This window comes from Novosphingobium fluoreni, from assembly GCF_014196615.1.
Lineage (GTDB): Bacteria > Pseudomonadota > Alphaproteobacteria > Sphingomonadales > Sphingomonadaceae > Novosphingobium > Novosphingobium fluoreni.
Genome location: NZ_JACIDY010000002.1, coordinates 247,231 through 272,903 on the forward strand (window position 1 = coordinate 247,231; position 25,673 = coordinate 272,903).

20 protein-coding genes and 1 tRNA gene are annotated in these 25,673 nt (G+C 65.2%); 10 read left to right on the forward strand and 11 right to left on the reverse strand.

Annotation, left to right across the window (positions count from 1 at the left end; all coding sequences use genetic code 11):
- The first annotated feature begins 3 nt into the window (after window positions 1–3).
- The 5 genes from GGR39_RS04850 (at window position 4) to GGR39_RS04870 (ending at window position 4,271) form a co-directional block, all read left to right on the forward strand.
- Window positions 4–756, forward strand: coding sequence for a hypothetical protein (locus GGR39_RS04850; protein ID WP_183616130.1), 753 nt, complete (start codon window positions 4–6; stop codon window positions 754–756).
- Window positions 757–861: 105 nt separating this feature from the next.
- Window positions 862–937, forward strand: a tRNA-Ala gene (locus tag GGR39_RS04855).
- Between the two features lie 96 nt (window positions 938–1,033).
- Window positions 1,034–2,092, forward strand: coding sequence for a GTPase ObgE (gene obgE / locus GGR39_RS04860; RefSeq protein ID WP_183616131.1), 1,059 nt, complete (start codon window positions 1,034–1,036; stop codon window positions 2,090–2,092).
- A gap of 143 nt (window positions 2,093–2,235) precedes the next feature.
- Window positions 2,236–3,366 carry a glutamate 5-kinase gene (proB, locus tag GGR39_RS04865; RefSeq protein ID WP_183616132.1) on the forward strand — a complete coding sequence of 377 codons (1,131 nt, stop codon included), beginning with the start codon at window positions 2,236–2,238 and terminating at the stop codon, window positions 3,364–3,366.
- Window positions 3,363–4,271, forward strand: coding sequence for an NAD-dependent epimerase/dehydratase family protein (locus GGR39_RS04870; RefSeq protein WP_343055776.1), 909 nt, complete (start codon window positions 3,363–3,365; stop codon window positions 4,269–4,271). The genes proB and GGR39_RS04870 overlap by 4 nt, the downstream gene beginning before the upstream one ends.
- Window positions 4,272–4,437: 166 nt before the next feature.
- Here the strand turns inward: GGR39_RS04870 and GGR39_RS04875 are convergent, their stop codons facing one another.
- Window positions 4,438–7,899 (reverse strand): acyl-[ACP]--phospholipid O-acyltransferase, encoded by a 3,462-nt coding sequence (locus tag GGR39_RS04875; RefSeq protein ID WP_183616134.1) that lies wholly within the window; start codon window positions 7,897–7,899, stop codon window positions 4,438–4,440.
- Window positions 7,900–7,953: 54 nt separating this feature from the next.
- Window positions 7,954–8,553, reverse strand: a complete 600-nt coding sequence (locus GGR39_RS04880; protein WP_246388334.1) for a TetR/AcrR family transcriptional regulator — start codon at window positions 8,551–8,553, stop codon at window positions 7,954–7,956.
- Window positions 8,554–8,699: 146 nt separating this feature from the next.
- On the opposite strand from GGR39_RS04880, the gene GGR39_RS04885 reads away from it, so the two are divergent.
- The 3 genes from GGR39_RS04885 to GGR39_RS04895 are packed head-to-tail and all read left to right on the forward strand — an operon-like array spanning window position 8,700 to window position 12,893.
- Window positions 8,700–10,112 (forward strand): efflux transporter outer membrane subunit, encoded by a 1,413-nt coding sequence (locus tag GGR39_RS04885; RefSeq protein WP_246388336.1) that lies wholly within the window; start codon window positions 8,700–8,702, stop codon window positions 10,110–10,112.
- Window positions 10,105–11,343 (forward strand): HlyD family secretion protein, encoded by a 1,239-nt coding sequence (locus GGR39_RS04890; RefSeq protein WP_246388338.1) that lies wholly within the window; start codon window positions 10,105–10,107, stop codon window positions 11,341–11,343. Before GGR39_RS04885 ends, GGR39_RS04890 begins: the two co-directional genes overlap by 8 nt.
- The gene (locus GGR39_RS04895; RefSeq protein WP_183616136.1) at window positions 11,343–12,893 is read left to right on the forward strand and encodes a DHA2 family efflux MFS transporter permease subunit; all 1,551 of its coding nucleotides are present in this window, start codon (window positions 11,343–11,345) and stop codon (window positions 12,891–12,893) included. Before GGR39_RS04890 ends, GGR39_RS04895 begins: the two co-directional genes overlap by 1 nt.
- 4 nt (window positions 12,894–12,897) lie before the next feature.
- Here GGR39_RS04895 and modA read toward each other — a convergent pair whose 3' ends face one another.
- Window positions 12,898–13,692, reverse strand: a complete 795-nt coding sequence (modA, locus tag GGR39_RS04900; protein WP_183616137.1) for a molybdate ABC transporter substrate-binding protein — start codon at window positions 13,690–13,692, stop codon at window positions 12,898–12,900.
- A 98-nt stretch (window positions 13,693–13,790) separates the two neighbouring features.
- Here modA and GGR39_RS04905 point away from each other — a divergent pair, with 98 nt between their 5' ends.
- Window positions 13,791–14,393: a DUF938 domain-containing protein gene (locus tag GGR39_RS04905; protein ID WP_183616138.1), complete on the forward strand. Its 603-nt coding sequence runs from the start codon at window positions 13,791–13,793 to the stop codon at window positions 14,391–14,393.
- On the opposite strand, the gene GGR39_RS04910 is transcribed toward GGR39_RS04905, so the two are convergent.
- The 8 genes from GGR39_RS04910 to GGR39_RS04945 form a co-directional block, all read right to left on the reverse strand.
- Window positions 14,368–15,708, reverse strand: coding sequence for an MATE family efflux transporter (locus tag GGR39_RS04910; protein ID WP_343055777.1), 1,341 nt, complete (start codon window positions 15,706–15,708; stop codon window positions 14,368–14,370). The genes GGR39_RS04905 and GGR39_RS04910 overlap by 26 nt on opposite strands.
- Window positions 15,709–15,741: 33 nt before the next feature.
- Window positions 15,742–16,701, reverse strand: a complete 960-nt coding sequence (locus GGR39_RS04915; RefSeq protein ID WP_183616139.1) for a 1-phosphofructokinase family hexose kinase — start codon at window positions 16,699–16,701, stop codon at window positions 15,742–15,744.
- 127 nt (window positions 16,702–16,828) lie between these two features.
- A complete protein-coding gene (locus GGR39_RS04920; protein ID WP_343055778.1) occupies window positions 16,829–18,904 on the reverse strand; it encodes a putative bifunctional diguanylate cyclase/phosphodiesterase in 2,076 nt (691 codons plus the stop codon).
- An 82-nt stretch (window positions 18,905–18,986) separates the two neighbouring features.
- On the reverse strand, window positions 18,987–20,135 hold the full coding sequence (locus tag GGR39_RS04925; protein ID WP_183616141.1) for an NAD(P)-binding protein: 1,149 nt from the start codon (window positions 20,133–20,135) through the stop codon (window positions 18,987–18,989).
- Window positions 20,129–20,833, reverse strand: coding sequence for a methyltransferase domain-containing protein (locus tag GGR39_RS04930; protein WP_221225971.1), 705 nt, complete (start codon window positions 20,831–20,833; stop codon window positions 20,129–20,131). The genes GGR39_RS04925 and GGR39_RS04930 overlap by 7 nt, the downstream gene beginning before the upstream one ends.
- 2 nt (window positions 20,834–20,835) lie before the next feature.
- Window positions 20,836–21,960 carry a type III polyketide synthase gene (locus GGR39_RS04935; RefSeq protein WP_246388340.1) on the reverse strand — a complete coding sequence of 375 codons (1,125 nt, stop codon included), beginning with the start codon at window positions 21,958–21,960 and terminating at the stop codon, window positions 20,836–20,838.
- 200 nt (window positions 21,961–22,160) lie between these two features.
- Window positions 22,161–22,334, reverse strand: coding sequence for a hypothetical protein (locus tag GGR39_RS04940; protein ID WP_183616142.1), 174 nt, complete (start codon window positions 22,332–22,334; stop codon window positions 22,161–22,163).
- A gap of 130 nt (window positions 22,335–22,464) precedes the next feature.
- Window positions 22,465–24,054, reverse strand: a complete 1,590-nt coding sequence (locus GGR39_RS04945) for an isocitrate lyase (RefSeq protein ID WP_183616143.1) — start codon at window positions 24,052–24,054, stop codon at window positions 22,465–22,467.
- 142 nt (window positions 24,055–24,196) lie between these two features.
- On the opposite strand from GGR39_RS04945, the gene GGR39_RS04950 reads away from it, so the two are divergent.
- Complete coding sequence (locus tag GGR39_RS04950) at window positions 24,197–25,588, forward strand: helix-turn-helix domain-containing protein (RefSeq protein ID WP_183616144.1); 1,392 nt, start codon at window positions 24,197–24,199, stop codon at window positions 25,586–25,588.
- Window positions 25,589–25,673 lie beyond the last annotated feature (85 nt).

The following is a 25,673-nucleotide window of genomic DNA, read 5'->3' on the forward strand; positions in this document are numbered from 1 at the left end:
CGGGTGACGGCTGCGAACATCAGGGGGTCTATCCCTACTCCGCTTAAGCTGATCCCGTTGGTGGTGATCAGCCTGATGGCTGGTTGCGCCAAGAAGGTTCCGCCGCCACCGCCGCCGCCGGTCGTGGTGATCCCGCCCCAGCCGCAACCGCCGATGGGCGCGCAAGAGAACATGCGCATCCCCGAAGCGGCTCCTGACGGCACGCGCAAGACGGTGAATTCCAGCGTTTCCACCGCTCAGGCGGTATGGAACCTGCGCTCGGCATATAACGTGGCTGCGCTCAACTGCGTGGATGCCAAGTACAATCCCGTGTTGGAAGGCTACAAGTCGTTCCTCAAGGTTCATGACAAGTCGCTCGACAAGGCCGATGCGGAACTGAAAAAGAATTTCAACGGCGCATTCGGCAAGAGCGGCACGCGCGAGCGTGAGACCTACCAGACCCAGGTCTACAACTTCTTCTCGGTGCCCCCGGTGAAGGCCAGCTTCTGCGATGCGGCGATGCAACTGGCCACGGAGATCGCGGTGCTCCCGGCCGGTCAGTTGGAGGCTTACGCACCCATGGGCCTCTCCAAGTTCGAAGCACCGTTCATGGCGTTCTTCAACGCCTACGATCAGTATCGCGCAGACTTGGCGGCATGGCAGGCCAAGTACGGCGGCATCGTAGTGGTCGCACCCAACCAGGCGCAGAACTCTGCCGGTCCGCCCGCTGGAGCAGTGTCTGGCGTTTCCACCGGGACCGTTGCCCGCCCGCAGTAAGGTGGCGGTGGTTCGGGGGCAATTTAGCTCTTCCCTTGATGCGGTCCCTTCGCTAACGGGGCCGCTCGTGATGCGAGCGTACCCGCATCGCGCAATTGCTGGAACGGGGCCGTAGCTCAGCTGGGAGAGCGCGTCGTTCGCAATGACGAGGTCAGGGGTTCGATCCCCCTCGGCTCCACCAGTGATTGAATTTGTCGTATGACGGCCGCACAACGTGCGGCCGTTCGCGTTTGCCGGGCCGTGCCGCTCAGCGCAGAACACACCGGACTGAACCGCCATGCATTTTCTCGATCAAGCCAAAATCTATATCCGCTCAGGCGGCGGTGGCCCGGGTGCGGTCAGCTTCCGGCGTGAGAAGTACGTCGAGTATGGCGGGCCTGATGGCGGCGACGGCGGCAAGGGCGCGGATATCGTGTTCGAGGCGGTGGCCGGGCTCAATACGCTGATCGACTTTCGCTACACCCAGCACTTCAAGGCCCCGCGCGGTGGCCATGGCATGGGCAAGGATCGCAAGGGCGCGCAGGGCAAGGACTTGGTGATCAAGGTGCCGGTGGGCACGCAGATCATCGCCGATGACGAAGATCGCGACACGGTTCTGGCCGACCTGACCGAAGCCGGACAACGCGTGGTGCTGTTCGAAGGCGGCCTGGGTGGTCGCGGCAACGCCTCGTACAAGACAAGCACCAACCGCGCGCCGCGCCAGCATCAGCCGGGTCTGCCGGGTCAGGAAGCCTACGTTTGGCTGCGACTGAAGCTGCTGGCCGATGTCGGCCTGGTCGGGCTGCCCAACGCGGGCAAATCCACCTTCATCAACCAGCTTACCAACACGCACGCCAAGGTGGGCGCGTATCCCTTCACCACTCTGCACCCGCAACTGGGCGTGGTGCGCCACAAGAACCGTGAGTTCGTGCTGGCCGACATTCCCGGCCTGATCGCCGGCGCGGCTGACGGCGCAGGCATTGGCGATCGCTTCCTGGGTCATATCGAGCGTTGCCGGGTTTTGATCCATCTGATCGACATTGCCGGCACAGATCCTGCCGAAGCGATGCAGGTGGTGGAGGAAGAACTGGCCGCGTACGGCGAAGGTCTCGATGAAAAGCCACGCCTGATCGTGCTCAACAAGATCGACTTGGCCGATACCGAGCTGGCGGCCGGTTTTGCCGCCGAACTGCAAGAGGCCGGCGCCGAGCAGGTCTTCGCCATTTCCGGTGCGACGGGAGCGGGCATGGATGCGCTGCTGGACGCGGTGATCTCGCATCTGCCTGCCGCCACTGCCACGGAACGACCGCAGGGCGAGCAGGAAGAGGTGGATCAGGAGCCCTGGTCCCCGCTATGACCTACCCGCGCTGATGGCTCCCGCCCTGGAGGCTGTTGCCGCAGCGCTTGGGTTTGTCCCCATCGGCATCGATATGCCGTGCCGTGCGTGCCATGCCCCGCGCTTCCCATCGCGGGTGGTTTTGCCTAGAGGCTGACGCTCTCATGACGATCGCCAGCTTATCCGACTTGTCCGACAACACGCGCTGCCCGCTGCTGGTGGTCAAAGTCGGCTCGGCGCTGCTTGTGGGGCACGAAGGCGTGCGGCGAGAGTGGCTGCAGGAACTGGTCAATGAAATCGCCGCAGCGCGCGGGCGTGGGCAGCGGATCATCGTCGTCTCGTCCGGCGCGATTGCCTTGGGCGCGTCGCGGCTGGGTCTGGAGAAGGGCGGACGCGGCAGTCTGGCCGATGCGCAGGCCGCCGCCGCCGTCGGCCAGATCGCGCTGTCCGGGCTCTGGGCCGAATTGCTGGGCGATCATGGCCTGACGGCGGCGCAGATCCTGCTGACGCTGGACGATCTGGAAGATCGCCGCCGGTATCTGAACGTCACCGCCACGCTGGCGCGGCTTCTGGACGCGGGCGCGGTTCCCGTGATCAACGAGAACGATTCGGTCGCCACGCAGGAAATCCGCTTTGGCGATAACGATCGGCTGGCGGCACGCGTGGCGCAGGCGGCGCAGGCCAGCGCGGTCCTGCTGCTGTCGGACGTGGACGGGCTCTATACCCGCAATCCCAAGGAGCCGGGGGCGGAGCGCATCGCCGAAGTGGATGGCATCACGCCCGAAATCCACGCGATGGCGAGCCGCGAATCGGCGTCGGGCATGGGCTCGGGCGGAATGACCTCCAAGTTGCAGGCGGCCGAGATTGCGGAACTGGCGGGCATCGCGCTGGTCATAGGCAACGGAACGCATGCCCAACCGATCGCGCGGGTGACGCAACAGGGTATCGGGACGCTGTTTCGCGCCCATCGCCGCTCCGGCGCGCGCAAGGCCTGGCTGGGCGGGCGTTTGCGGTTGAAGGGCGAACTGCACGTCGATGCGGGCGCGGCGGCGGCTCTTTCGCGCGGGTCCAGTCTGCTCGCGAAGGGCGTGACTCGCGTCGATGGCCTGTTCGAGCGTGGCGATCCCGTGGCGATCTGCGCGCCCGCGGGCCGGGTGATCGCGCATGGCTTGGCCGAGTATGATGCCGCCGAATGCACGCGGTTGCAGGGGCGGCACAGCAGCGAACATGCCGAACTGCTGGGCTACGCGCCGCGCTCTGCCGTGATTCATCGCGACCAGTTGGTCTTGAAGTGATCGTCGCGCTGACGGGTGGCACCGGCTTTGTCGGCCGGGCGGTGCTGGAGTGCCTGCTGGATGCGGGTCATGAGGTGTCCGCGCTTGCCCGCTCTATCCAGGTGCCACTGGCGGGCGTGGAGTGGGTGTTGGGCGATTTGTCCAACCGGGAGGCTCTGGCCGAGCTGGTGCGCGGCGTGGATGCGGTGATCCACGTAGCGGGGGTGGTGAATGCGGCTGAGCCCCAGGGCTTTGTCACCGGCAATGTCCATGGCACGCTCAGCCTGGTGGAAGCCGCGCGGGACGAGGGCGTGCCACGTTTCGTGCATGTCTCCTCGCTGTCGGCGCGGGAGCCGGGGTTGTCGGCCTATGGTGCCTCCAAGGCGCGCGGTGAGACGGTGGTGAAGGCCAGCCTGCTCGATTGGACCATCGTGCGCCCGCCCGCGATCTACGGCCCGCGTGACAAGGAGATGTTCGAGCTGTTCCGCGCCGCCCGCTGGGGCGTGGTGCCGGTACCTCGCGACGGGCGCGCCTCGATCATTCATGTCGAGGATCTGGCACGCCTGCTGGTGGCGTTGCTACCCGGCGCCGATGATGTGAGCGGCCAGACCTTGGAGCCTGACGACGGTCGCCCCGGTGGCTGGGAGCATCGCGAGCTGGCACTGGCGATCGGCTGGGCAGTGGGGCGGCGCCCCCGCGTGCTGGGGCTTTCGCCTGCGGCCTTGCGCCGCGCGGCGGGAGTGGATGGCTTCCTGCGTGGCAAGGCCGCCAAGATGACACCGGATCGGGCGGGCTATCTCAGCCATCCCGATTGGACCGGGCACGCCGATGCGCAAGTGCCGGGCCATATCTGGGAACCCAAGATCGAGACGCGCGGCGGGCTGAAAACCACGGCGGAATGGTATCAGGAGCAAGGCTGGCTTTAACTGCTGACCTTTTGATTTTGATCAGGCGAACGATCGATTTCTGGTCCGTTCGTGTCGAGCCCCGTTCGTGTCGAGGGAAGTCGAGACACGGCAGCACTGCGCCAGCGCGTCTCGACTATGCTCGACACGAACGGGGAGGGCGTAAGACGTTGGCCGGGGGAAGCGGTTAGCTTCCCTCCCCATCCTCCGCCGGATCATCGCTTTCCGCCTCCGCTGGTGCTGATCCGGCTTTTTCCGCTGCCAGCTTGGTCATCGTCACATAGTCCAGCTTGCCCGTGCCCAGCACCGGCAGCGCATCGACGACGCGCACGTCGCGCGGCAGCATCAGTTCGGTGACGCCATTGGCCTTGCCCCAGCTGAGCAGCGCCTTGCCCTCCGCGCCCTTGGCGGTGGTGAACAAAACGAGCTGTTCGCCCTTCTTGGGGTCTGGACGCGTGACGACTGCGTTTTCCGCGTCGGGGAAGACTTTGGCCGCGTAACCTTCGACGGCCGGCAGCGACACCATCTCGCCACCGATCTTCGCGAAGCGCTTGGCGCGGCCCTTGATGGCGATGAAGCCTTCATCGTCGATGGTTACGATATCGCCGGTATCATGCCAGCCGCCTTCGGGCGGTTGCAATGTTCCGGGATCGCTGGCGAGCAGATAACCTGCCATCACGTTCGGGCCGCGGATGAACAGGCGGCCGCCTTCGTCGATGCCTTCGACGGGTTCCAGTTTCTGGTCGATGGCCGGGAGCAGGCGGCCGACTGTGCCCGCCTTGAAGTGCATCGGCGTGTTGACCGCGATCACCGGTCCGGCCTCGGTCGCGCCGTAGCCTTCCAGGATGCGCAGGCCGAACTTGTCGGCATAGGCCTTGCGCGTTTCGTCGCGCACGCGCTCGGCCCCGGCGAAGATGTAGCGCAGCGAATAGAAGTCATAGCTGTGCGCCATGCGGGCATAGCCGGCCAGGAACGTATCGGTGCCGAACATGATCGTGGCGTTGGCGTCATAGGCCAGCGCGGGCACGATGCGATAATGCAGCGGGCTGGGGTAGAGCACAGTCTTAACGCCGTTGAACAGCGGCAGCAGCGTGCCGCCGGTCAGGCCGAAGGAGTGGAACACCGGCAGCGCATTCAGCACGATGTCTGCGGGGTTGAAGTCCACGCGCGCGGCCAGCTGCGCGCAGTTGGACAAGAGGTTACGGTGGGTGAGGACGACGCCCTTGGGCGTGCCTTCGGAGCCGCTGGTGAACAGCACCACCGCCGGCGCTTCGGGCGAGATGCGCCGCGCCTTGTGGCGGTTTGCCGCGCCCAGCTTGGTCAGCAGCTTCCACAGCTTGGCCCAGGTGCCGATCCGCTTGGCGACATCCTCCAGATAGAAGATCCGGCGGCCGTCTGCCTCCAGCGCGCTGACGATCTCGCCCAGCTTGGCTTGCTCGACAAAGGCATGGGCGGTGACGACAGTGCGGATGCAGGCCGTTTCACAAGCGGAGAGCAGGTTGGCCTGCCCCGCGGTGAAGTTCAGCATCGCAGGCACGCGGCCCTCGGCTTGCAGCCCGAAGAAGGCGACCGCCACGCCCGCCACATTGGGCAGCAGCACACCCACGTTCTCGGCGGGGCGGGTGCCATAGGCCAGTTGCTCACCCAGCAGTTCCGAGGCGAGGATCAGGCGATCGTAGCTCAGCGGCTCGCGCTTGGTATCCTCGACGACGGCGGAGCCGCCGCCGTGCAGGTGCCGCGCTTCGCACAGGGCTGCGAACAAGGTGCTATCCGTGTGCGAGGTGTCGAAGATCATCGTGCTCATGACATCGTAGAGCTGGCGACCTGCCGTGGCGCGACGCTGGCGCGCGGACATCTCGCCCTCAATTTCGAAGCGGCGCGGGGGCAGCACGGTGATGCTGATCTTGGGGAAAAGGCGCGTGCGGACTTTGCCCTTCAGGTGCGAGAAAGGCGTGAATTGCGGGCCGTCCAGGCGCACCGGCACGATCGGCGCGTGGGCCTTGTCCGCCACCATGCCAGGGCCGTCGAACACCTTCATCAGGGCGCCCGTCACAGTGATGCGGCCTTCGGGGAAGATCACCAGCGTCTTGCCCTCCTTGACCGCGCGCACCATCGCCTTGGCGGCCATGGGGTTGGTGGGATCGACCGGAAAGGCCTCGAATAGCTTGAGGAAGGGCTTCACCCACCACGCCTTGGCGATCTGGGTGTTGATCGCGAAAGTCGGCTTGCCCGGCAGGAACGCGCCCAGCAGCACGCCGTCCAGCAGGCTAATGTGGTTGACCACGACGACGGCGGGCGTGCCCTCTGCCGGCATGTTCTCCGCACCGGTAACTTCGACCCGGTAGAGCGCCTTCAGCACCCACCGCACCACGCTCTTGAACACCGTCTCGGGCAGCAGCCACACGCTGATCAGCGCGACCGCCAGCGTGGCGAAACCCAGCGTGCCGATGACGCCGGGGATATCCACGCCGCTCGCCACCAAGCCTGCCGCGACTGCGACGACCAGGACGTTGACCGCCGCGTTCACGATGTTGTTCGCCGCGATCACTTGCGAGCGTTGCTCGGGCGCGGTCCAGACCTGCAGGATCGCATAGAGCGGCACGATGAACATGCCACCCGCAAAGGCGATCACGAAGATGTCGGCCAGAACGCGCCAGGAGCCGGGATTGGCGACAAATTCGGCCACCTTCGCACCGTTCACTTGCGGCTGGAAGGCGTGGGAGGAGAGCCACAGGTCGATCATGCCCGCCGCCATCAGCAGCGCGCTGACAGGCACATAGCGGGCGGATACCTCGCCCTTGAGCAGGCGGTTCACGGCCACCGAGCCCAGCGCCACACCCACCGAGAACACCGCCAGCAGCAGGTTCACGACATGCTGCGATCCCGAAAACTGCCCGGAAACCAGCGGTGCCAGTTCAATTGTCAGCACCGCGCCGGCACTGAAGAACCAGCTGATGCCCAGGATCGCCAGCCACACCCCGCGGCCATTGTGCGCAGCCTTCAGGATGTTCCACGTGCCGCGCGCGATGTTGAGATCGATCGGCGCACGCTTTCCCGCAGTGGGTGGGGCGGCGGGGACGGCGAAGCTCATTGCCAGACCCAGCGTGGCCAGACCCACGGCGACGAGGCCCGCCTCCCACGCGGGGATGAAGCCCGCCAGCAGTTGCCCGCCCAGGATCGCCAGGAAGGTGCCGCCTTCTACCAGGCCGGTGCCGCCCATGATCTCGTTAGAATGCAGGTGCTGGGGCAGGATCGAGTATTTCACCGGGCCGAACACGGTGGAATGCACGCCCATGCCGAACAGGCACGCTAGCAGCAGCGGGATCGACTGGAACCAGAAGCCGGCCAGGGCGAACGCCATGATCACGATTTCGGCCGTCTTCACCAGCCGGACGAGGCGGGCCTTGTCCATCCGGTCCGCCAGCTGGCCGGCGATCGAGGAGAACAGGAAGTAGGGCAGGATGAACAGGCCGGTCGATATCAGGCCCAGCTGGCCCGCCTTGTCCGGATCGCCCTTGTAGATCGTGAAGCTGGCCAGGAACACCAGCGCGTATTTCAACAGGTTGTCATTAAAGGCGCCCAGGAACTGGACGGCGAACATCGGGCCAAGCCGGCGTTTGCCGAGAAGCGAAAGATCGGGTGCTGACAAACGCTTACTCCTGCAACGCGAGGCCCCGCCGTCCGTTGGGACCCGGCAGGACGCTTAGCCTGATTTGTCTTCAGGAATGCTTTCGTATGCGGGCAAACGCAGATGGGCAATGAAGTCATCCACGAATTGAACGATCTCTTCATCCGTAGGCAGTTCTGGCCGGGTGAGCGCATGCGTACGGTACCCCACCATCGCGGCGTTGACGATGCGGGCCATGCGAGCGGCTTCGGCAGCGTCCATGGCGGTGGCAAGGAACGCGGTCATCTGCCGTTGAGCGCGGGCTGGAGCGCGATCATGGAAGACATGCCTGATCTCGGGGAAGCGGCGTCCTTCGGCGATGATGAGGCTGAACAAGCTGATCGCATCGGGCGTCAGCAGTTTTCGGGCCAACCGGACGCAATGATCTCGCAGCCCTTCGACGCTGAACGCATGACTGTCGAGCGGATCGCCTATGCTGGCGGCAAAACGCTCCACCAATCCATCGACCACGGCGGCGAACAGTTCTTCCTTCGATGTGAAGTGAGACCAGAGCGTGGCTTTCGATCCGCCGAGTTCGTCAGAGATCGCGGTCATGCTGGTGGCCGCGTAGCCCCGCTCCAGGAAGGAGCGCGTGGCAATCTCCACGATCGCCGTACGGCGATGCAGGCGGTTCATCTCGCGCTTCGTCAGGGCTATTTTCATACCGTACGGGGAAGTACACTTTTTGTTTGACACAGGCAAGCCGGAGGAGGATGGGCGCGATCGTGATGCGCAGAAATTTTCGAAATCGAATCAGGGCCGGAAGCAGTCTGGCGCTGACTTTGGCCCTTGCCGCGTGCGGCATGCCCAACCTGGGCGATCGCCCGCAGATCCGGCCCCCGGCGCAGTTGGAAAGTGCTCGCTCATTGGCTTCGGCTCAAGGCGGGATGACGACCGCGTGGCCTCAGGAAAACTGGTGGGAAGCTTATGGCGACCCCACTTTGAACGCGCTGGTGGCGGAAGGCCTGGCCAATTCCCCCTCCGTAGCGGCGGCGGCGGCGCGTGTTCGCCAAGCCACCGGGGCGACGCAGGTCGCAGGTGCGGATGGGCTGCCGCAGATCAATGGCGAGGGGCAAGCCGGCTGGACCAAGCAGAGCTATAACAACGGCTTCCCACGCGAATTCCTGCCGCAGGGCTGGAAGCAGACGGGACAGCTGGCCCTGACGGGTGATTTCGACCTCGATCTGTGGGGCCGCCGTCGCAAGCAACTGGCGGCAGCGACGTCCGAGGAATACGCCGTCCGGACCGACGCCGACCAGGCACGGCTTTTGCTGGCGAGCAATATCGTCTCCTCCTATTTCGACCTTGCGCGCCTGCTGGAGCGGGATACGTCGCTGTCGACCGCGGTCGCCTCGCGTGAGAGCTTGGGCGGTCTGATCCGCCGCCGGTCTGAACAGGGCTTGGAAAATCAGACGCCCGTGCGGCAAACTGCGGCAGAGACGTCTCGCGCGCGTGTCTCGTTGTCCGCCAATCGCGAGCAGATCGCCGCCCGCCGGCATGCGCTGGCGGCACTGCTCGGGGCCGGACCGGACCGGGGGCTGGATATCAAACCCGCCGTCCTGGGCACGATCCAGGAAACGGCTTTGTCCCCCGATGCAGGCATCGCGCTCGCGGGTCGTCGGCCAGATATCGTCGCAGCACGCCTTCGGGCGGAAGCTGCGGGCAAGCGCCTCGACATCGCCAAGACCGCGTACCTGCCGGACATTTCCTTGCGCGGCCTGATCGGCCTGACCTCGCTGGGCTTTTCGAACCTGTTCAAGTCGGGCTCCGACTATGGCACCGGCGCAGCGGCCTTCAGCTTGCCGATCTTCGATGGCGGGCGCTTGCGCGGCCAATACCGCCAGAGCCGGGGCGCATTCGACCTTGCCGTGGCGGATTACAACGAGACAGTCGTCACCGCGCTGCGCGAAGTGGCGGACGCGCTTGCCTCCCGCGAGGCGGCCAAGACGCAGGAGCAGGATGCGCGACAGGCGCGGCGTGATGCCGATGCGGCGTTCAGCCTGGCCTCGCAGCGCTACAACGCCGGTTTGTCCAACTACATCGACGTCTTGAGCGCGCAGCAAGTGGCGCTGGAGGCGCGAGAGGCGGCGATCGACGCACATTTCCGCACGCTTGCCACCGAGATCGCCCTGAAGCGGGCGCTGGGCGGCGGCTTTGCCGAGAATTCGAACGAAAAGGTTTCGAGCAATGACTGACATGGCGCAGGATCTCGCCACGGACGACCGCCATCGTGAGGGGCAGCGCGCGCATGACGCCGCGGCTGACAGCCCGCGCGACAGTGCCGGCACGCAGCCTGCTCAGGCAGATGAGAGCCCGACCAGTGTGGTCGACAAGTCCAGGCGCAAGCCGCTGATCATCGGCGTCATCATCGTCGTGCTGGTGGTTGCGCTGCTGTATTTCCTGTATGCCACCTTCATCGGCAGTCGCTCGGTTTCGACCGACAACGCCTACGTCGCCGGAGAGAACGCGCAGATCACGCCGCTGACGGAAGGGCAGGTCGCCGAAGTCGCCGTGGTTAACACGCAGCCCGTGCGTCGGGGCCAGCTGTTGATGCGGTTGGATGATGCCGATCAGCAGATCGCCGTGACAGAGGCCGAGGCGATGCTGGCGGCAGCGCAGCGGGCTTACACCGAATCGCGTGCGCAAGGCTCTGCGGCGGGTGCTTCGGCTGACGCGAAATCAGCCGCAATTCCCGAGGCGCAGGCCCGCCTGGCCACGGCCCGCGCCAATCTCGACAAGGCGCAGACCGACTTTCGCCGTCGCGCCAATCTGGAAGGCAGCGGTGCCGTATCCGGCGAGGAACTGACCAGCGCGCGCAATGCCCTGGCTGCGGCTCAGGCGGCGGTCGGCGAAGCGCAGGCCAGCGTCAACCAGGCGCGGGCCGATGCCGCCAGCGCGCGTCAGCAGGAAGTGGCCAGCCGCGCCGCCACGGCCGGTGTGGGCGTGAACGAGGCGCCGGAAGTGCGCCGTGCGATGGCCCGCCTCAACAATGCCCGCCTGGCCCTGCAGCGCACCGTGATCCGTTCGCCGATCGATGGTGTCATCGCCCAGCGCATGGTGCAGGTGGGACAGCGCGTGACCAACAGCACTGTCGCCATGATCGTCGTTCCGGTCGACCAGCTCTATGTCGATGCGAACTTCAAGGAGACGCAGCTGGGCAAGGTGCGCCCGGGCCAGCCGGCGGAAGTCATCTCGGACTTCTACGGCGATGACGTGGTCTATCACGGCAAGGTCGTCGGGTTCTCCGGTGGGACCGGTGCCGCTTTCGCCTTGATTCCGGCGCAGAACGCCACGGGCAACTGGATCAAGGTTGTCCAGCGCCTGCCGGTGCGCATCCAGCTCGACCCCAAGGAACTGCGCGAACATCCGCTGCGGGTCGGCTTGTCCATGGAAGCGAAGATCGACCTGACGGGCGGCCGCGACTGATGCTCTTCAGCCGCCTCTTCACGCCGACGGAGCCGCCCCGACAGCTTCATGGCGTGCGGCTGGTGCTGGCCGGGATCGCTTTGGCGGCCTGCAATTTCGTCGTCCTGCTCGACATGACGATCGCCAACGTCGCGGTGCCGCATATCGCGGGCGGCCTGGCGGTCTCGATCTCGACCGGCACCTGGGTGATCACGTCCTATGCGGTGGCAGAAGCGATCTGCGTGCCGCTGACGGGCTGGCTCTCCCAGCGGTTTGGCGCGATGCGCTGCTTCGTCACCTCTCTGATCGGGTTCGGCATATTCTCGATGCTGTGCGGCCTGTCGCAGACGCTGCCGATGCTGGTGGTGTTCCGCATCGGACAGGGATTGTTCGGCGGTCCGATCATGCCGCTTACCCAGACACTGCTGCTGCGGATCTTTCCCAAGGAATTACACCCCAAGGCGATGGCCTTGTGGGCGTTGACCGTCGTCGTCGCGCCAATCGTGGGCCCAATCATGGGTGGCTGGATCAGCGATAACTGGTCATGGCACTGGATCTTCTTTATCAACGTGCCGATCATTGTGGTGATCCTGTTCGCCATCTTCACGCTCTTGCAGGCGGTGGAGACGATGCGCCAAAAGCGGCCTATCGATGGGGTCGGGCTGGGGCTGCTGATCATCTGGGTTGGCGCGCTTCAAGTCATGCTGGACAAGGGGCGTGAAGAGGATTGGTTCGCCTCACCCTTCATCATCGGCTGCGCCGTGGTCTCGGCGGTCTTCTTCGCGTTCTTCGTGATCTGGGAATTGACCGAGGATGATCCGATCGTCGACATCAAGGTGTTTCGCCACGCCGGCTTTACCACTGCGACGCTATCGCTGGTCCTGGCGTTCAGCACCTATTTCTCGTCCATCGTGGTCATCCCGCAGTGGTTGCAGACTTCATTGAACTACACGGCCACAGATGCCGGCCTGGTCATGGCGTTCAGCGGCGTGCTGGCTCTGGCGGTGACGCCGTTCGTACCGGCCTTGATGAAGCGCTTCGATCCCCGGCTGCTGGTGTTCGTGGGGATCGGCTGGATCGGAGTGATCGCCCTGATGCGCGCGTTCACCTGGTCCGCCGGAGCCACCTTCTGGACATTTGCGACCCCGCAATTGCTGCAAGGTGCGGGCGTGGCGTTGTTCATGGTCCCGCTGACCACGATCAGCCTAGGTTCGGTATTGCCGCGGGAAACCGCGTCCGCTGCGGGTATCGCCAACTTCGGGCGGACGCTGGGTGGTGCGATTGCCACGGCGGTGGTGACGACGTACTGGACCAACCAGGCGCGGTCAGACGCGGCGCAGATGGCGGGATCGCTGAATGGCGCGCCGGAATTGATGACCAAGCTGCAGGGCCGGGGCTTTTCGACCGAGCAAGCGCGCGGCGTGCTGGATCAAACTGTGATGCAGCAAGCGACGGCAGTGGGAACCACCCACTTGTTCATGGTGGCCTTCGTGCTGTTCGTCTTCGCAGCGTCGGCCATCTGGCTGGCTCCGCGTCCACCAAAGAATATAAAGCCGGCCGCCGGACATTGAGGCGTCAGGTCCGCGGCACGGTAAATCCAAAGCGCGTGAACACCGCGCGACCCTCTGGCGAGAGCAGGAACGCGCGCAGTCCCGCGGCGTCCTTGCTGGGCGAAGCGGAAAGCCGCGCAATCGGATAGAGGATCGCCGCGTGGCTGGTCTCCGGGAAGGTCGCCACCACGCGGACTTTGGGTTCCACCCTGGCGTCCGTTGCGTAGACGATGCCGAGCGGCGCTTCTCCACGCGCGACGAGTGACAACGCGGCGCGCACGTTGTCCCCCGAAGCGATGCGACTGGAGACGTCCTGCCAGACGCTCATTGTTTCCAGCGCCTGCTTGGCGTAGCGGCCCGCCGGAACGCCGGACGGATCGGCCAGCGCCAGCCGTCCGCCGCCCAGCGCGCGGGCCAGCGGAAAGCCCGGCGTGATCTGCAGCGCCAGCTTGCTCGATGCCGGCGCGATCAGGACCAGGCGGTTGCCCAGCAGCGTGGCGCGGGTCGCCCTATCGATCTTGTTGCGCGCCGCCAGCTGATCCATCCATTCTTCATCGGCGGAGATGAACAGGTCCGCCGGTGCGTCGGTCTCCACCTGCCGGGCAAGCGCCGAACTGGCGGCGAAGGAGAGGACCGGCCGCGGATGCCCTTTCGCGGCCCAGGCATCGGCGGCCGCCTCCATCGCCTCTTGCAAGCTGGCGGCGGCCAGGACGACGGGCGCCTTCGTGTCGGTATCGGACGCAGGCGTCTGTCGCAGCAGCCATAGACCGGCCCCGAACAAAGCAATGACGGCAGCGATAAGGATAAGAGTGCGGCGCAAGCGAGGGTATCTCCAAAATCGATATTTTGCGGTATATAGTATGTTGTTTGTGAGGGAAGAGCGTTTGCGGGTGAGCGCGACGCGGCTATCGCGGCGCCATGTCAGACTTCCGCCTCTCGTCCCCCGCCGTCGCGCGCAATCGCGATCCGATCCTCGCCATCCTGCGCCATGTTCTGCCGGAGCGGGGCGAAGTGCTGGAAATCGCCAGCGGCACGGGCGAGCATGTGGCCTACTTCGCCGCCCAACTGCCGGGACTGAACTGGCAACCGACCGACCCCTCCGACGACGCGCTCGCGTCTATCACCGCGTGGCGTGATGCGGGTGGCTGGCCGAACCTGCTGGTGCCGCTGCGCCTCGATGCTGAAGAAGACGTCTGGCCGGTCGATCGTGCGGCGGCGATCGTGTGCATCAACATGATCCACATCAGCCCATGGGAAGCGACACAGGGACTGATGCGTGGCGCGGAGCGGCTGTTGCCATCAGGCGCGCCGATGGTGCTGTATGGTCCTTATCACCAGGCCGGAGTGCCGCTTGCGCCCAGCAATGCCGCGTTCGATGCCAGCTTGAAGGCGCGCGATCCTCGCTGGGGATTGCGTGATCTGGAAACGGTGCTGGCGCTAGCCCGGACGCATGGCTTGCGGTGCGAGGAGGTAACGGCGATGCCCGCCAACAATCTCACGGTCGTGTTGCGGCGGGATTGAAGCTGCGGTTCGTCAGCCGGGGCAGGACCAGAAACTGGAACAGGCCCCGCGCCAGATAGAACACGCTGAAAGCCAGCCACAGACCGGCATTGCCCAGCGGATGCGCCAACGCCAGCAGCGCCACGTACAGGATCATCGCGGCGATCATCGTGCCCAGCATCGCCCGCGTCCACCCGGCCCCCACGAAAACGCCATCAAACACGAACGAGGCAAAGCCGGCGAGGGGAAGCACGGCCAACCACAGACTGTCCCGCGCGGCAGCGTCGATGACTGCGGGATCGGTGCTGAATAGTCCGGTCAGCGGCGCGCCTGCGGTCAACCCGATCAGGGACAGCGCCACTGCGGCGGCGCCCCCGGCGATTATCGCGGCGCGCAGCACGGCCCGAAACCGGGCGCGATCCTGAGCCCCCACGGACTCGGCGCAGAGGACTTGCGCGGCGCTTTCGAACCCGTCGAGGATCAGCGTGCCCAGCATGAACAACTGGAACAGGATGCCATTGGCCGCGAGGATGACTGGCCCCTGTTGCGCCCCGCCGCGTGCCAGCAAGAGCAACGCCACCGTCAGCAGCGCGGTGCGCAGGAACAAGTCACGGTTGATGGCGAACAGCGGCCGCAGCGCCGCACCGCTCCATGTCAGGCGGTGGCGCGCAAAGTTGATCGCCTGCCGGGCCTCTGGCTGGCGAAACACCAGCGCTGCCAGCAGCGCGCATTTCAGTGCTTCGGACAGGAAAGTCGCAGCGGCCACCCCGCTGATGCCGAGCCCGAAACCGAGCACCAGCGCCAGGTCCAGCGCGATGTGGGCGATGTTGGCGCTGACCTCCACCATCAGCACGGCGCGAACGCGCCGCCGCCCGATCATCCAGCCGACCAGCACGCAATTGGCCAGCCAGATCGGGCCTGACCAGTAACGGATCGCCACATAGTCGGCGGCTCCCTGACGCAGTGCTCCCTTCGCCTCCAGCAGATCTAGGCCGATGGGCACGATCAACGGCATCGCCGCCAGCAGCAGCAGCCCGATCGCCAGCGAGACGCCCAGCGCCCGCGCGAGCGTTCCGGCCTGCAATTGCGCATCGCCGCGCCCGCTGGCCTGCGCGATCAGGGCGATGGTGCCGCTGCGCAGGAAGTTGAAGGCGTTCAACAGGCCGAACATCAGCTTTGCGCCCAGTTCCACAGAGCCTTGCGCGGAGGCATCGCCGAGACGGCCGATCGTCCACATGTCAGCCAGGCCGAACAGGGCGGTGGCGATATTGGTGAGCATCGCGGGCAGCGCGATGGCCCAGACCAGGCGCATCGGGGATGTTCGAAGATCGCTCACGACGCAGGCGACTGCAGCGCCGCCCGGGGTTCGTCAACCGATGACGGTGGTTTCCGCGCTTTCGCCGCCGCAAATCTGCGCTTGCAAGCGGGCGATATCCTCCAGGTGGGCCAGCCCGGTGCCGGGGGATAGCACCGCTGCAGATCCCGCCGCCATGGCCAGGCAAAATGCCTCATGGACGCTTTGCCCGGTGGTCAGTGCGAAGATCATCGCCGCCACGAAGCTGTCTCCTGCACCGACCGCGCTTTTGGCCTCGATCTTGGGGGCAGGAAGAAAGGTCACGCCGCTTTCCTGCGCCAGAACGGCTCCCAGATGGCCCAGCGTCACGGCCATGAATTGCGCCTTGCCCGCGCGAACGATGGCCAGAGCCTCGCACCCGATATCGTCGATCGTCTCCAATGGCCGTCCGACCAAGGCGGCCAATTCGCCTTGGCTGGGCTTGGCGAGGAAGATGCCGCCTGCCGCCAGCGCGGCTTGCAGCGGCTCGCCGGAAGTGTCGATGACCACGCGCGTATGACGCTGGCGGGCGATCGCAGCCACTTGCGCGTAGAAATCCACTGGCACGCCCTGCGGCAGCGACCCGGACAGAACCAGCGCGTCGAGCGGCAGGGCTTCGGAGATGGCGTCCAGGCAGGCTTGCCATTCCGCCTCGGCCACGATCGGCCCGGACGGCGTGAAGCGATATTCCTTGCCGGTGCCCAGTTCATGCACGGCAGAGGCGATGCGGGTATCACCTGCGATGGGGATGCGGCAGCAGCCCAGATCATGGTCGGCCAGCAGCCCGTCCAGCGTCGGGCCGGTCGCGCCGCCGGAGAGGTAGAAATTTAGCGCTTCGCCGCCTAGCCGCTGGAACACCCGCGCCACATTGATGCCGCCGCCGCCGGGGGCATATTGCTCGTTGCGGGTGCGCATCTTGTGGGTGTGTTGCATGCGATCGATGTCATACGAGACGTCGATCGTCGGGTTCATGGTCAGCGTGGCGATGCGGGGCATGGGCGAGGCGCGTCCTCTTCAGGCGTGACTGGTCTTCAGGCGGGACTGGGCAGCCGGGCGACCTGACTCCTAACGAGCGCGACGGCGGGAGGATGCATTATTCGCTGCGCATCGTCCCGACATGTCGTCAGCCGAGGCTGGGCACCGCCGAATGCCCCATGTCTTTAAGATAGCGCAGCGCCTCCGGCCCCGGTTGCGGGCGACCGAACAGATAGCCCTGGCCCTGCATGCAGCCTTCGTCGCGCAAGTAATCGCGCACGGTCTCGCGCTCGATCCCCTCCGCCGTGACGGTCAGGCCCAGGCTTTTGCCCAGGCCGATCACCGCCCGGATCACCGCGCGTGAATTGGTCTCTCCCTCCAGATTGAGGATGAAGGACTTGTCGAGCTTGATCTTGGTGAACGGAAAGTTGAGCCAATAGCCAAGGGACGAGTATCCGGTACCGAAGTCATCCAGCGAGATGCCGATGCCAAACGCGCGCAAGTTGCGGATGATGGCGGACGGACGGGGGCCTTTTTCCATCAGCACGGCCTCGGTGATCTCCAGTTCCAGCCGCCCTGGCGCGAGACTCGATGCCGTCAGCGCCGCGATGACGGTGCTGGTAAGGTTGCCGTTCCGGAACTGCAGCGGAGAGACGTTGACGGAAAGCTGGATGTGGTCCGGCCATTTCCGCGCTTCGGCGCACGCGGCGTTGAGGACGAAGCGGCCGACGGTATCGATCAGGCCCATTTCCTCGGCCAGCGGGATGAACACGTCGGGCGATACGGGTCCGCGCACCGGATGGCGCCAGCGCAGCAACGCCTCGAAACCCTGAACCTCGCCCGTCGCCAGCGCGACCAATGGCTGGTAGTGAACTTCAAGCTGGTTCTTTCGCAAAGCCTCGCGAAAGTCGATTTCCAGCCGGGTCTTTTCCTGCGCGGCGGCGTCCAGATCGCTTTCGAAGCAGCGACAAGTCCCGCGGCTTTCCCCCTTCGCGGCGTAGAGCGCCAGATCGGCATACCGCAGCAGGGTTTCCGGGTCCGAGCTGTGATGCGGAGACGATGCGAAGCCGATCGTGGCGCCGATGTGCAGCACATTGCCATCGACATGGAAGGGCTGGGACAACGTGGTAATGATCGAGCGGGAAACGATCTCGACCTGCGCGCGGCTGGACTTGCTGAAGATGATGGCGAACTCGTCTCCGCCGACCCGGCACAGCAGCGCGTCGGTTGGCACCAGCGAGCGCATCCGGCGTGCTGCCTCGGTCAGCAACACGTCGCCCAGGTGATGGCCGTAAGTATCGTTCACTGCCTTGAAGTGATCGAGGTCGACCAACGCCATCGTCACGCTATCCGTGGATGAGGCATTTTGCAGCACTTGGCGCAAATGCGCACGGCAATGGGCGCGATTGGCAAGGCCCGTTAGTTCATCATGGCGCGCCATGTGCTTCATGCGCTGCTCGATGCGCCGCCGCTCGGTAATGTCGAAGATGGACACGATCGTAGCGGAATAGCCTTCCAGCTGGGAGAGGCGGGTGTAGATCATCGCTTCGCTGATGGTGCCGTCGCGGTGCCGCACTTGCCAGACCTGGCGGTCGTCGCTGGAATCCTGGGCCAGTAGTTGCTCGGCGCGCGCCCAGGTCTTCTCAGGGAAAAGGGCGCTGGCGGAAAGGCCTTCCAGATCAGCGGTCGGATAGCCGAAGTAATCGACCGCGGCAGGATTGGCAGATCGAATGCAACCGCTTTCGATATCGTAGACCATCATCGCGATGGGATTGCGTTCGAACAGCAGGCGGAACGCCTCCTCGCTCTGACGCATGTCGGTGATGTCGATTCGCAGGCCGATGTTGCCACCATCGGAAGTGCGGCGCTCTTCGATCAGGATGCGCCGGCCATTGGCAAGCCGCTGTTCGTGGCGGGAGGATGGAGCGGTCAGGCGCGCCATCCGCTCTGCCAGCCATTCCTCCTCGCGTCCGATCGCCTCGGGATAGTCGCCCCGCTCCACGCCCTCGCGCAGCGTATCGGCGAAACGCACGCCAGGGGCTAGGAGATCGGCGGAGACGGCGTAGATCTGGGCGTACTGCTGGTTCCACAGGATGTACCGCCCCTCGGCATCCAGGAACACCACGCCCTCGGGCAGCAGATCGATCGCCTCGCGCAGCCAGCGTTCGGCACGATGCGCCGCGCCCATCGCCTCCTCCAGCGATTGCAGGCTCTCGACAGCCACGGCGCCCGCCATGGAATCTTGGCCGAAGTCCAGTTTCATCGACGCCCCACTGTTTCCGCCCGAACAGCTTGGTCGATAAAGGTTAATGTGTCCGTAAAGACAAAGTGGACCAGCGGTTTATTTCGGCCTTAGGCACGCCCAGCGATGGGAGACGCGTGGCTTTCGCGCCTTGGGTGAGCAGGCCTGGCCACAGCCGCGCCGCCAGTACCCCCGCCGCCAGCGCGATCGGCCGTTCCGAAAGGCGCTGCATTCGCATCGCCATTCGTACTTGCGGGCCGACATGGCGCGCCAGTTGCCGATGAAACTGCGTGGCGGTTTTGCCCTGTAGCAGGCCTTGCGCCGCGAGGCGGGCGCTGCGCAGCGCGACCGACATGCCATCGCCGCTGAGTGACGCAGTCATCGCGGCCTGGTCGCCCAGGCGCCATACCTCTTCCGGCCCATCCTGCTCGCCGGACAGGACGTAGCCGTAAGGCAGATTGGCGATGGCGAGCGGCTTTGCGAACAGCGGCTGCGCGGAGCCGAGCAGGCGGGCAAAGGCGGGTTGCGGCATGAGGTCTGCCAGCAGCGCCTCCCACGTGCCGCCCACGCGCGTCAGCTGGCTGCGCTGGACCACAAGGCACAAGTTCGCATCGCGCGCGCCGACGCGCTGAAGCCCCGCGTAACCGGTGCCCAGCAGCATGAGATCGATCGAGCGATCGAGTTCGGCCAAGGCTGGCGCGGGGAGACGCCAATGCATCTTGAAGCCGACGTAACCATCCTTCGTGGACGGGGCGGCGCGGGGCATCGCGCGCATGTCGTGCTTGCCGGTGGCCAGCAGGATCGCATTGCTCTCGCGGTTCTGGTCAGAGGCCAGAACGGTGTAGCCCTGGATGCCGGTGACACGCACCCCGCGCACCACTTCAGCTCCGGCATCGGCGGCCGTTTCCAGCAAGGCTTCGTCCAGCACCCGGCGGCTAAGCCCATGCGCCAGGAAGGGCAGGCGCGCTTCGACAGTGTGGCGGCCGCGATGCACGCGTACACGGTCGATCGGCACGCCGCCCAGCCGCTCGGGCGGCAGGCCCAGGCTCGCCAGATCCTCGCACGCCTCCACCGAGAGGAATTCACCGCAGACCTTTTCGTGAGGACCGGTCTCCCGTTCCAGCACGGTGACGCCATGACCGGCACGCGCCAGCCGGGTCGCCACCGCTCCTCCGGCGAGGCCGCCGCCGATGACGATCGCTGAGCCTACCACCGTCGCCGCTCGACACAAAAGCGGAAGGGGAAGCGCCAGCGGATGTTAGCGACATCGGCCACGCCGGCCTCCGTCAGCAAGGTTTGCCAATCCGCGCGACGAAAGCTGCGGGCGATTGAGAGAGGGCCATCGTGCCGCACGAAGCGATGCCAGCCCGCAACACGCGCCATGACGGTGAAGGCGTGCCAGGGCAGGGCGTGGCGGTGCAGATCGTTGATGAACCAGCCGCCACGCGCGGTATCTTCCATCCACCGCACGAACCGCACGATCTCCGGGTCGGTCATGTGGTGCGTGACGAGCGAACTGATGATGAGGTCAGGCCGCTCCCGTTCGCTCCACGCATAGGCATCGCCGGTGACCCATTCGATCCGCATGTCATCAGGCGTCATCATACTGGCGGCGGGCTCGCTACGGGGATTGAGGTCGATACCGACCAATCGTGCCGAGCGACCTTTGCGTTTCAGCATCCGGGCGATGTGCCGCAGCATGTCACCGGCCCCGAACCCCACGTCGAGGATAGTGGGCTCGCCAGGCAAGTTCGCGAGTGCTTCAGCTAGAAACCCCAGCGTCGGTCGGCGCGCGAGGGTGACGGTGTTGACGCGCGCCAGATCGGCCATGCAGGCCGCGAAGTCCTGCGCCGATACGTCATCACCGTCCATCAGCTCCGGCGCGAGCGAGCGGCGGGAGAAATCCGGCATCGTCAAAGCAGGTTGAAGCGAAAGCTCTCGGCGGCGAGGCCGGGGCCGAAAGCCATGCCAATCCCGGACTGTGGCGGAGTGCCCGGCGTCTTCCCGGCCATCATCCGCGCCAGCACAAACATCAGCGTGGCCGAAGACATGTTGCCGTTCTCCCGCAGCACCGCGCGCGACGGGGCGAGCGCTTGGGCCGGCAACTCAAGCCCCCGCTCCACCGCATCCAGGATCGAGCGCCCGCCGGCGTGGACGGCCCACAAGTCATAGTCTGCCACCGCCTGTCCGCGCAGGATGCCGTCCGGCGCATTGCGGCTGCGCTCCATCCCCAGGGCTTCTGCGATGCGGGCGGGCACGTGGCCATCCAGATGCATCAGAAAGCCCTGGTCGGTGATGTGCCAGGTGATCAGGTCCGCCGATCCGGGGATCGACGCGGCGCGAAAATCGAGCAGGGCGATGCCCTTGGGTTCGGCAGTCACCAACGCGGCCGAAGCACCATCGCTGAACAGCAGCATCGCCAGCAATTTGTCGAGATCCTGCGTCTCCTGCAAATGCAGCGTGCACAGCTCCACATTCACCACCAGCACCCGCGCCTCGGGCGTGGAGCGCACGATGTGGTGGGCCAGCCGCAGCGAATTCACGGCGGCATAGCAGCCCATGAAACCCACCAACGTGCGCTCTGCCGAAGGATCGATGCCGGTGCGCTTGATCAGAATCTGGTCCAGTCCCGGAGCGACGAAGCCTGTGCAACTGGCCACGATGACGTGGGTGATCCCTTGGTCCGTGATGTCGCCATCCAGCTGGCCGATCGCATCCAGTGCCAGTTCGGGCGCCCACTTCTCATACTGCCGCATCCGCGATGACGTGCCGGGATAGGCGCCCGGGGCGTAGAAACTGTCGGCATGTTCGTAGCCATCGTCCACCGCATCACCGCTGCGGATAAAGGAATAGCGCCGGTCGATCGCGGAGCGCTTTGCCATGCGATCATAGATCGCCCGCTTGCGCGGGTCAGGCAGCATGTGATCGACAAGGCCATGGTAGGCGGCGTGAATCTCATGCGGGGGGAGTGCGGTGCCGATCGCGTTGATGTGCGCCGTGGCGGGGGCGTGCCGTGCCGGATGTCCGGTCATTATCATATTTGTCGCTTCCCTGCGGAGGGGCGAGGAGCGCCGACCGCAATGAGATGATAACGACGCCGCGCGCGGAATGCTGCGCGTCTTTGTGGGCGGCGACAAAAGAATATGGCCCGCCGCGCGGGGAAGCGCGACGGGCCATGGTTTTCCTCCCCAGGAAAACGGTGAGCGGGTTGGCCTGAGGACCGAACCCGCGCCTGCGATCAGCGGCGAACGGCGCTGCCCAAGCGATGGTAGAGATTGGAATACTTGGACGAGATCGGATCGTCCTCATGCGCCTTGATGTAGAACATCACGGCTTCTTGCAGCAGCTTGAAATCTTCGTTCGAAAGTACCGCGCGGGCGCGGCTCGGTTCGGTCGTGGTGGTAGTGGTCATCGCACGTTTCCTTTCCTGCATCGCGCTGGTTCGTGACCTCGCCATCCCGGCGCTTGATCGGGATGACGAGGGGTTTCTTTCGGTCGTCCGCTCACCTCAGACGGCAGCGAACTGGTTCCCCGCTGCTGCCTTAAGCGGCAGCAAACTGGTTCATAGTATTGTGCGCGCCGCCGGCCTTGAGAGCGGCTTCACCGGCGAAGTATTCCTTGTGATCGTCGCCGATGTCCGAGCCGGCCATGTTCTGGTGACGGACGCAAGCGATGCCCTGGCGGATTTCCTCGCGCTGCACGCCCTTGACGTAGCCGAGCATGCCCGCCTCGCCGAAGTACTCCTTGGCCAGGTTGTCGGTTGACAGCGCGGCGGTGTGGTAGGTCGGCAGCGTGATGAGGTGGTGGAAGATCCCCGCCTCGCGCGCCGCATCGCGCTGGAAGGTGCGGATGCGCTCGTCAGCCTCGATGCCCAGCTCGGTGCCGTCATAGTCCACGCTCATCAGGCGCGTACGGTCGTAAGCCGAGACGTCCTTGCCTTCCGACTGCCAGCGGTCGAACACCTGCTGGCGGAAGTTCAGCGTCCAGTTGAAGCTGGGCGAGTTGTTGTAGACCAGCTTGGCATTGGGGATCACTTCGCGGATACGGCTGACCATGCCGCCGATCTGGGCGATGTGGGGCTTCTCGGTTTCGATCCAGAGCAGGTCGGCGCCCTTTTCCAAGGCCTCGATGCAATCCAGAACGCAGCGGTCTTCACCGGTGCCGGGGCGGAATTGGTAGAGGTTGGAAGGCAGGCGCTTGGGCTTCAGCAGCTTGCCGCCGCGGCTGATCAGAACTTCGCCATGCTCGATCGTGCTGACTTCGTCGCAATCGAGGAACGAGTTGTACTGATCGCCGATATCGCCCGGCTCGCGGGTGTAGGCGATCTGCTTGGTGAGGCCAGCGCCCAGCGAGTCGGTGCGGGCAACGATCAGGCCGTCATCCACGCCCATTTCCATGAAAGCATAGCGGATGGCGCGGATCTTCGCGATGAAGTCCTCGTGCGGGACGGTGACCTTGCCGTCCTGGTGGCCGCACTGCTTCTCGTCGGAAACCTGGTTCTCAATCTGCAGGCAGCAGGCGCCCGCTTCGATGAACTTCTTGGCGAGCAGATAGGTCGCCTCGGCGTTGCCGAAACCGGCGTCGATGTCGGCAATGATCGGCACGACGTGGGTTTCGTAGTTGTCGATGGCGTGCTCGATGCGCTTGGCTTCGACTTCGTCGCCAGCTTCACGCGCCTTGTCGAGATCGCGGAACAGGCCGCCCAATTCGCGGGCGTCGGCCTGCTTCAAGAAGGTGTACAGTTCCGAGACCAGGGCCGGAACCGAGGTCTTCTCGTGCATCGACTGGTCGGGCAGGGGGCCGAACTCCGAACGCAGCGCGGCGACCATCCAGCCCGACAGGTAGAGGTAGCGGCCCTTGGTGGTGCCGAAGTGCTTCTTGATGCTGATCAGCTTCTGCTGACCGATGAAGCCGTGCCAGCAGCCCAGCGACTGCGTGTAGTTCGCAGGATCGGCGTCGTATGCGGCCATGTCGGCGCGCATCACCTTGGCGGTGTAGTTCGCGATATCGAGGCCGGTGCGGAACTTGTTCTGCAGGCGCATGCGTGCGACGGACTCGGCTTCGATCCCGTTCCAGTTGGGTTCGTTGCCAATGGCGGTGCCGGCCTCGGCGATGGTCTGCTGATACGTCACGTGTCTTTCCCCGATCTTCTTTAAGAGCGTGGCCCGTCTTCTATGCAACGGCTCGACAGCGGGAAACCGCCTGTGGTGTCAGCGTGTCAAACTTTACAAAAGTTCTTTGTAAAGTTGTGCGGCTATGACAAGTATTGCGGTCATGGCAGAAACCCGTCCTCTTTACCTCGGTCCTCGTCTGCGGCGATTGCGCCGGGAGCTTGGCCTGACTCAGCAAGTCATGGCCGAAGACCTGGGCATCTCTCCTTCCTATGTGGCACTGCTGGAACGCAATCAGCGCCCGGTCACGGCGGACATGCTGCTGCGCCTCGCCCGCACCTATCGCATGGATGTGACAGACCTCGCCAACGAGGATGGTGAGACATACACCCGGCGTATCGCCGAAGTGCTGCGCGATCCCATCTTCTCGGATATCGACCTGCCGCCGCTGGAAACGGCCGACTTGGCCACCAGCTTCCCCGGCATTTCCGAAGCCTTGCTGCGGCTGCATGGGGCTTACGTGCGTGAGCAGCAGGCGCTGGCGCAGCGCGCGGCGGGCGAGGGGGATGCGCAAGACCGCGATCCTCTGGCCGAGGCGCAGGGCTACTTCGCCAAGAACCGCAATTACTTCGATGCGCTGGATCGCCAGGCGGAGCAGCTTGCGCAAGAGATCGAGGCGGAGGGCGGCGCGGCGAAGTTCCTGGCGAAAAAGGGGGTGCGCGTGCGCTTCCTGCCGCCCGAGGTTCTGCTCCACGCCTTGCGTCGGTTCGACCGGCACAATCAGCAATTGCTGATCGCCGATACGCTGAATGCGCCCAGCCGCGCGTTCCAGATCGCGATACACATCGCCTACACGGAAATGCGATCGGAGCTGGGACGTCTTGTGCGGCAGCAGCCGTTCTCCACGGAGACCGCGGAGGCGTTGGTCAAGCGCGGCCTGGCTGCTTACGCTGCTGGTGCGATCGTGATGCCGTATGAACGCTTCGCCAAGATCGTGGAGGCGCGCAGCTACGATATCGGGGCGATCCGGGGGGTGTTTGGCGCCAGTTTCGAGCAGGTGGCGCATCGCCTCACCACGTTGCAACGGCCGGGGCAGGAGGGTGTCCCCTTCTTCTTTTTGCGCGTGGACGAGGCGGGCAATGTCGCCAAGCGTCTGGATGGCGCGGGCTTTTCCTTCGCGGCGCATGGCGGTGGCTGCCCCTTGTGGAACCTGCATCAGGCGTTTCGTCGGCCTGGCGAAGTGCTGACGCAGTGGTTGGAACTGCCGGACGGGCAGCGCTTCTTCTCCATCGCGCGGACGGCCGGAGCATCGGGTGGCGGTCACGGGCGTCCGCGCATGCAACACGCAGTGGCTCTGGCGTGTGCGGCGCATGACGCGGACAAGCTGGTTTATGCTCGTAGCGAGCAAGCCGCCGTGCCCACGCCTATCGGGGTCACCTGCCGACTGTGCCATCGCGCGGAGTGCGAGGCGCGTTCGGCGCCGCCGATCGGACGGGAGATCCTGACGGACGAGTACCGGCGGCCTGCGCAGCCGTTCGCTTTCGCAGAAAGCTAGGCGTCTGACGCGGTTGGCGGGTGGCTGGTCCTCGGCGCAGCTCTTTTCCATGCCAATGCTTGACGGAGTGTTCGCCAGCCCAGTC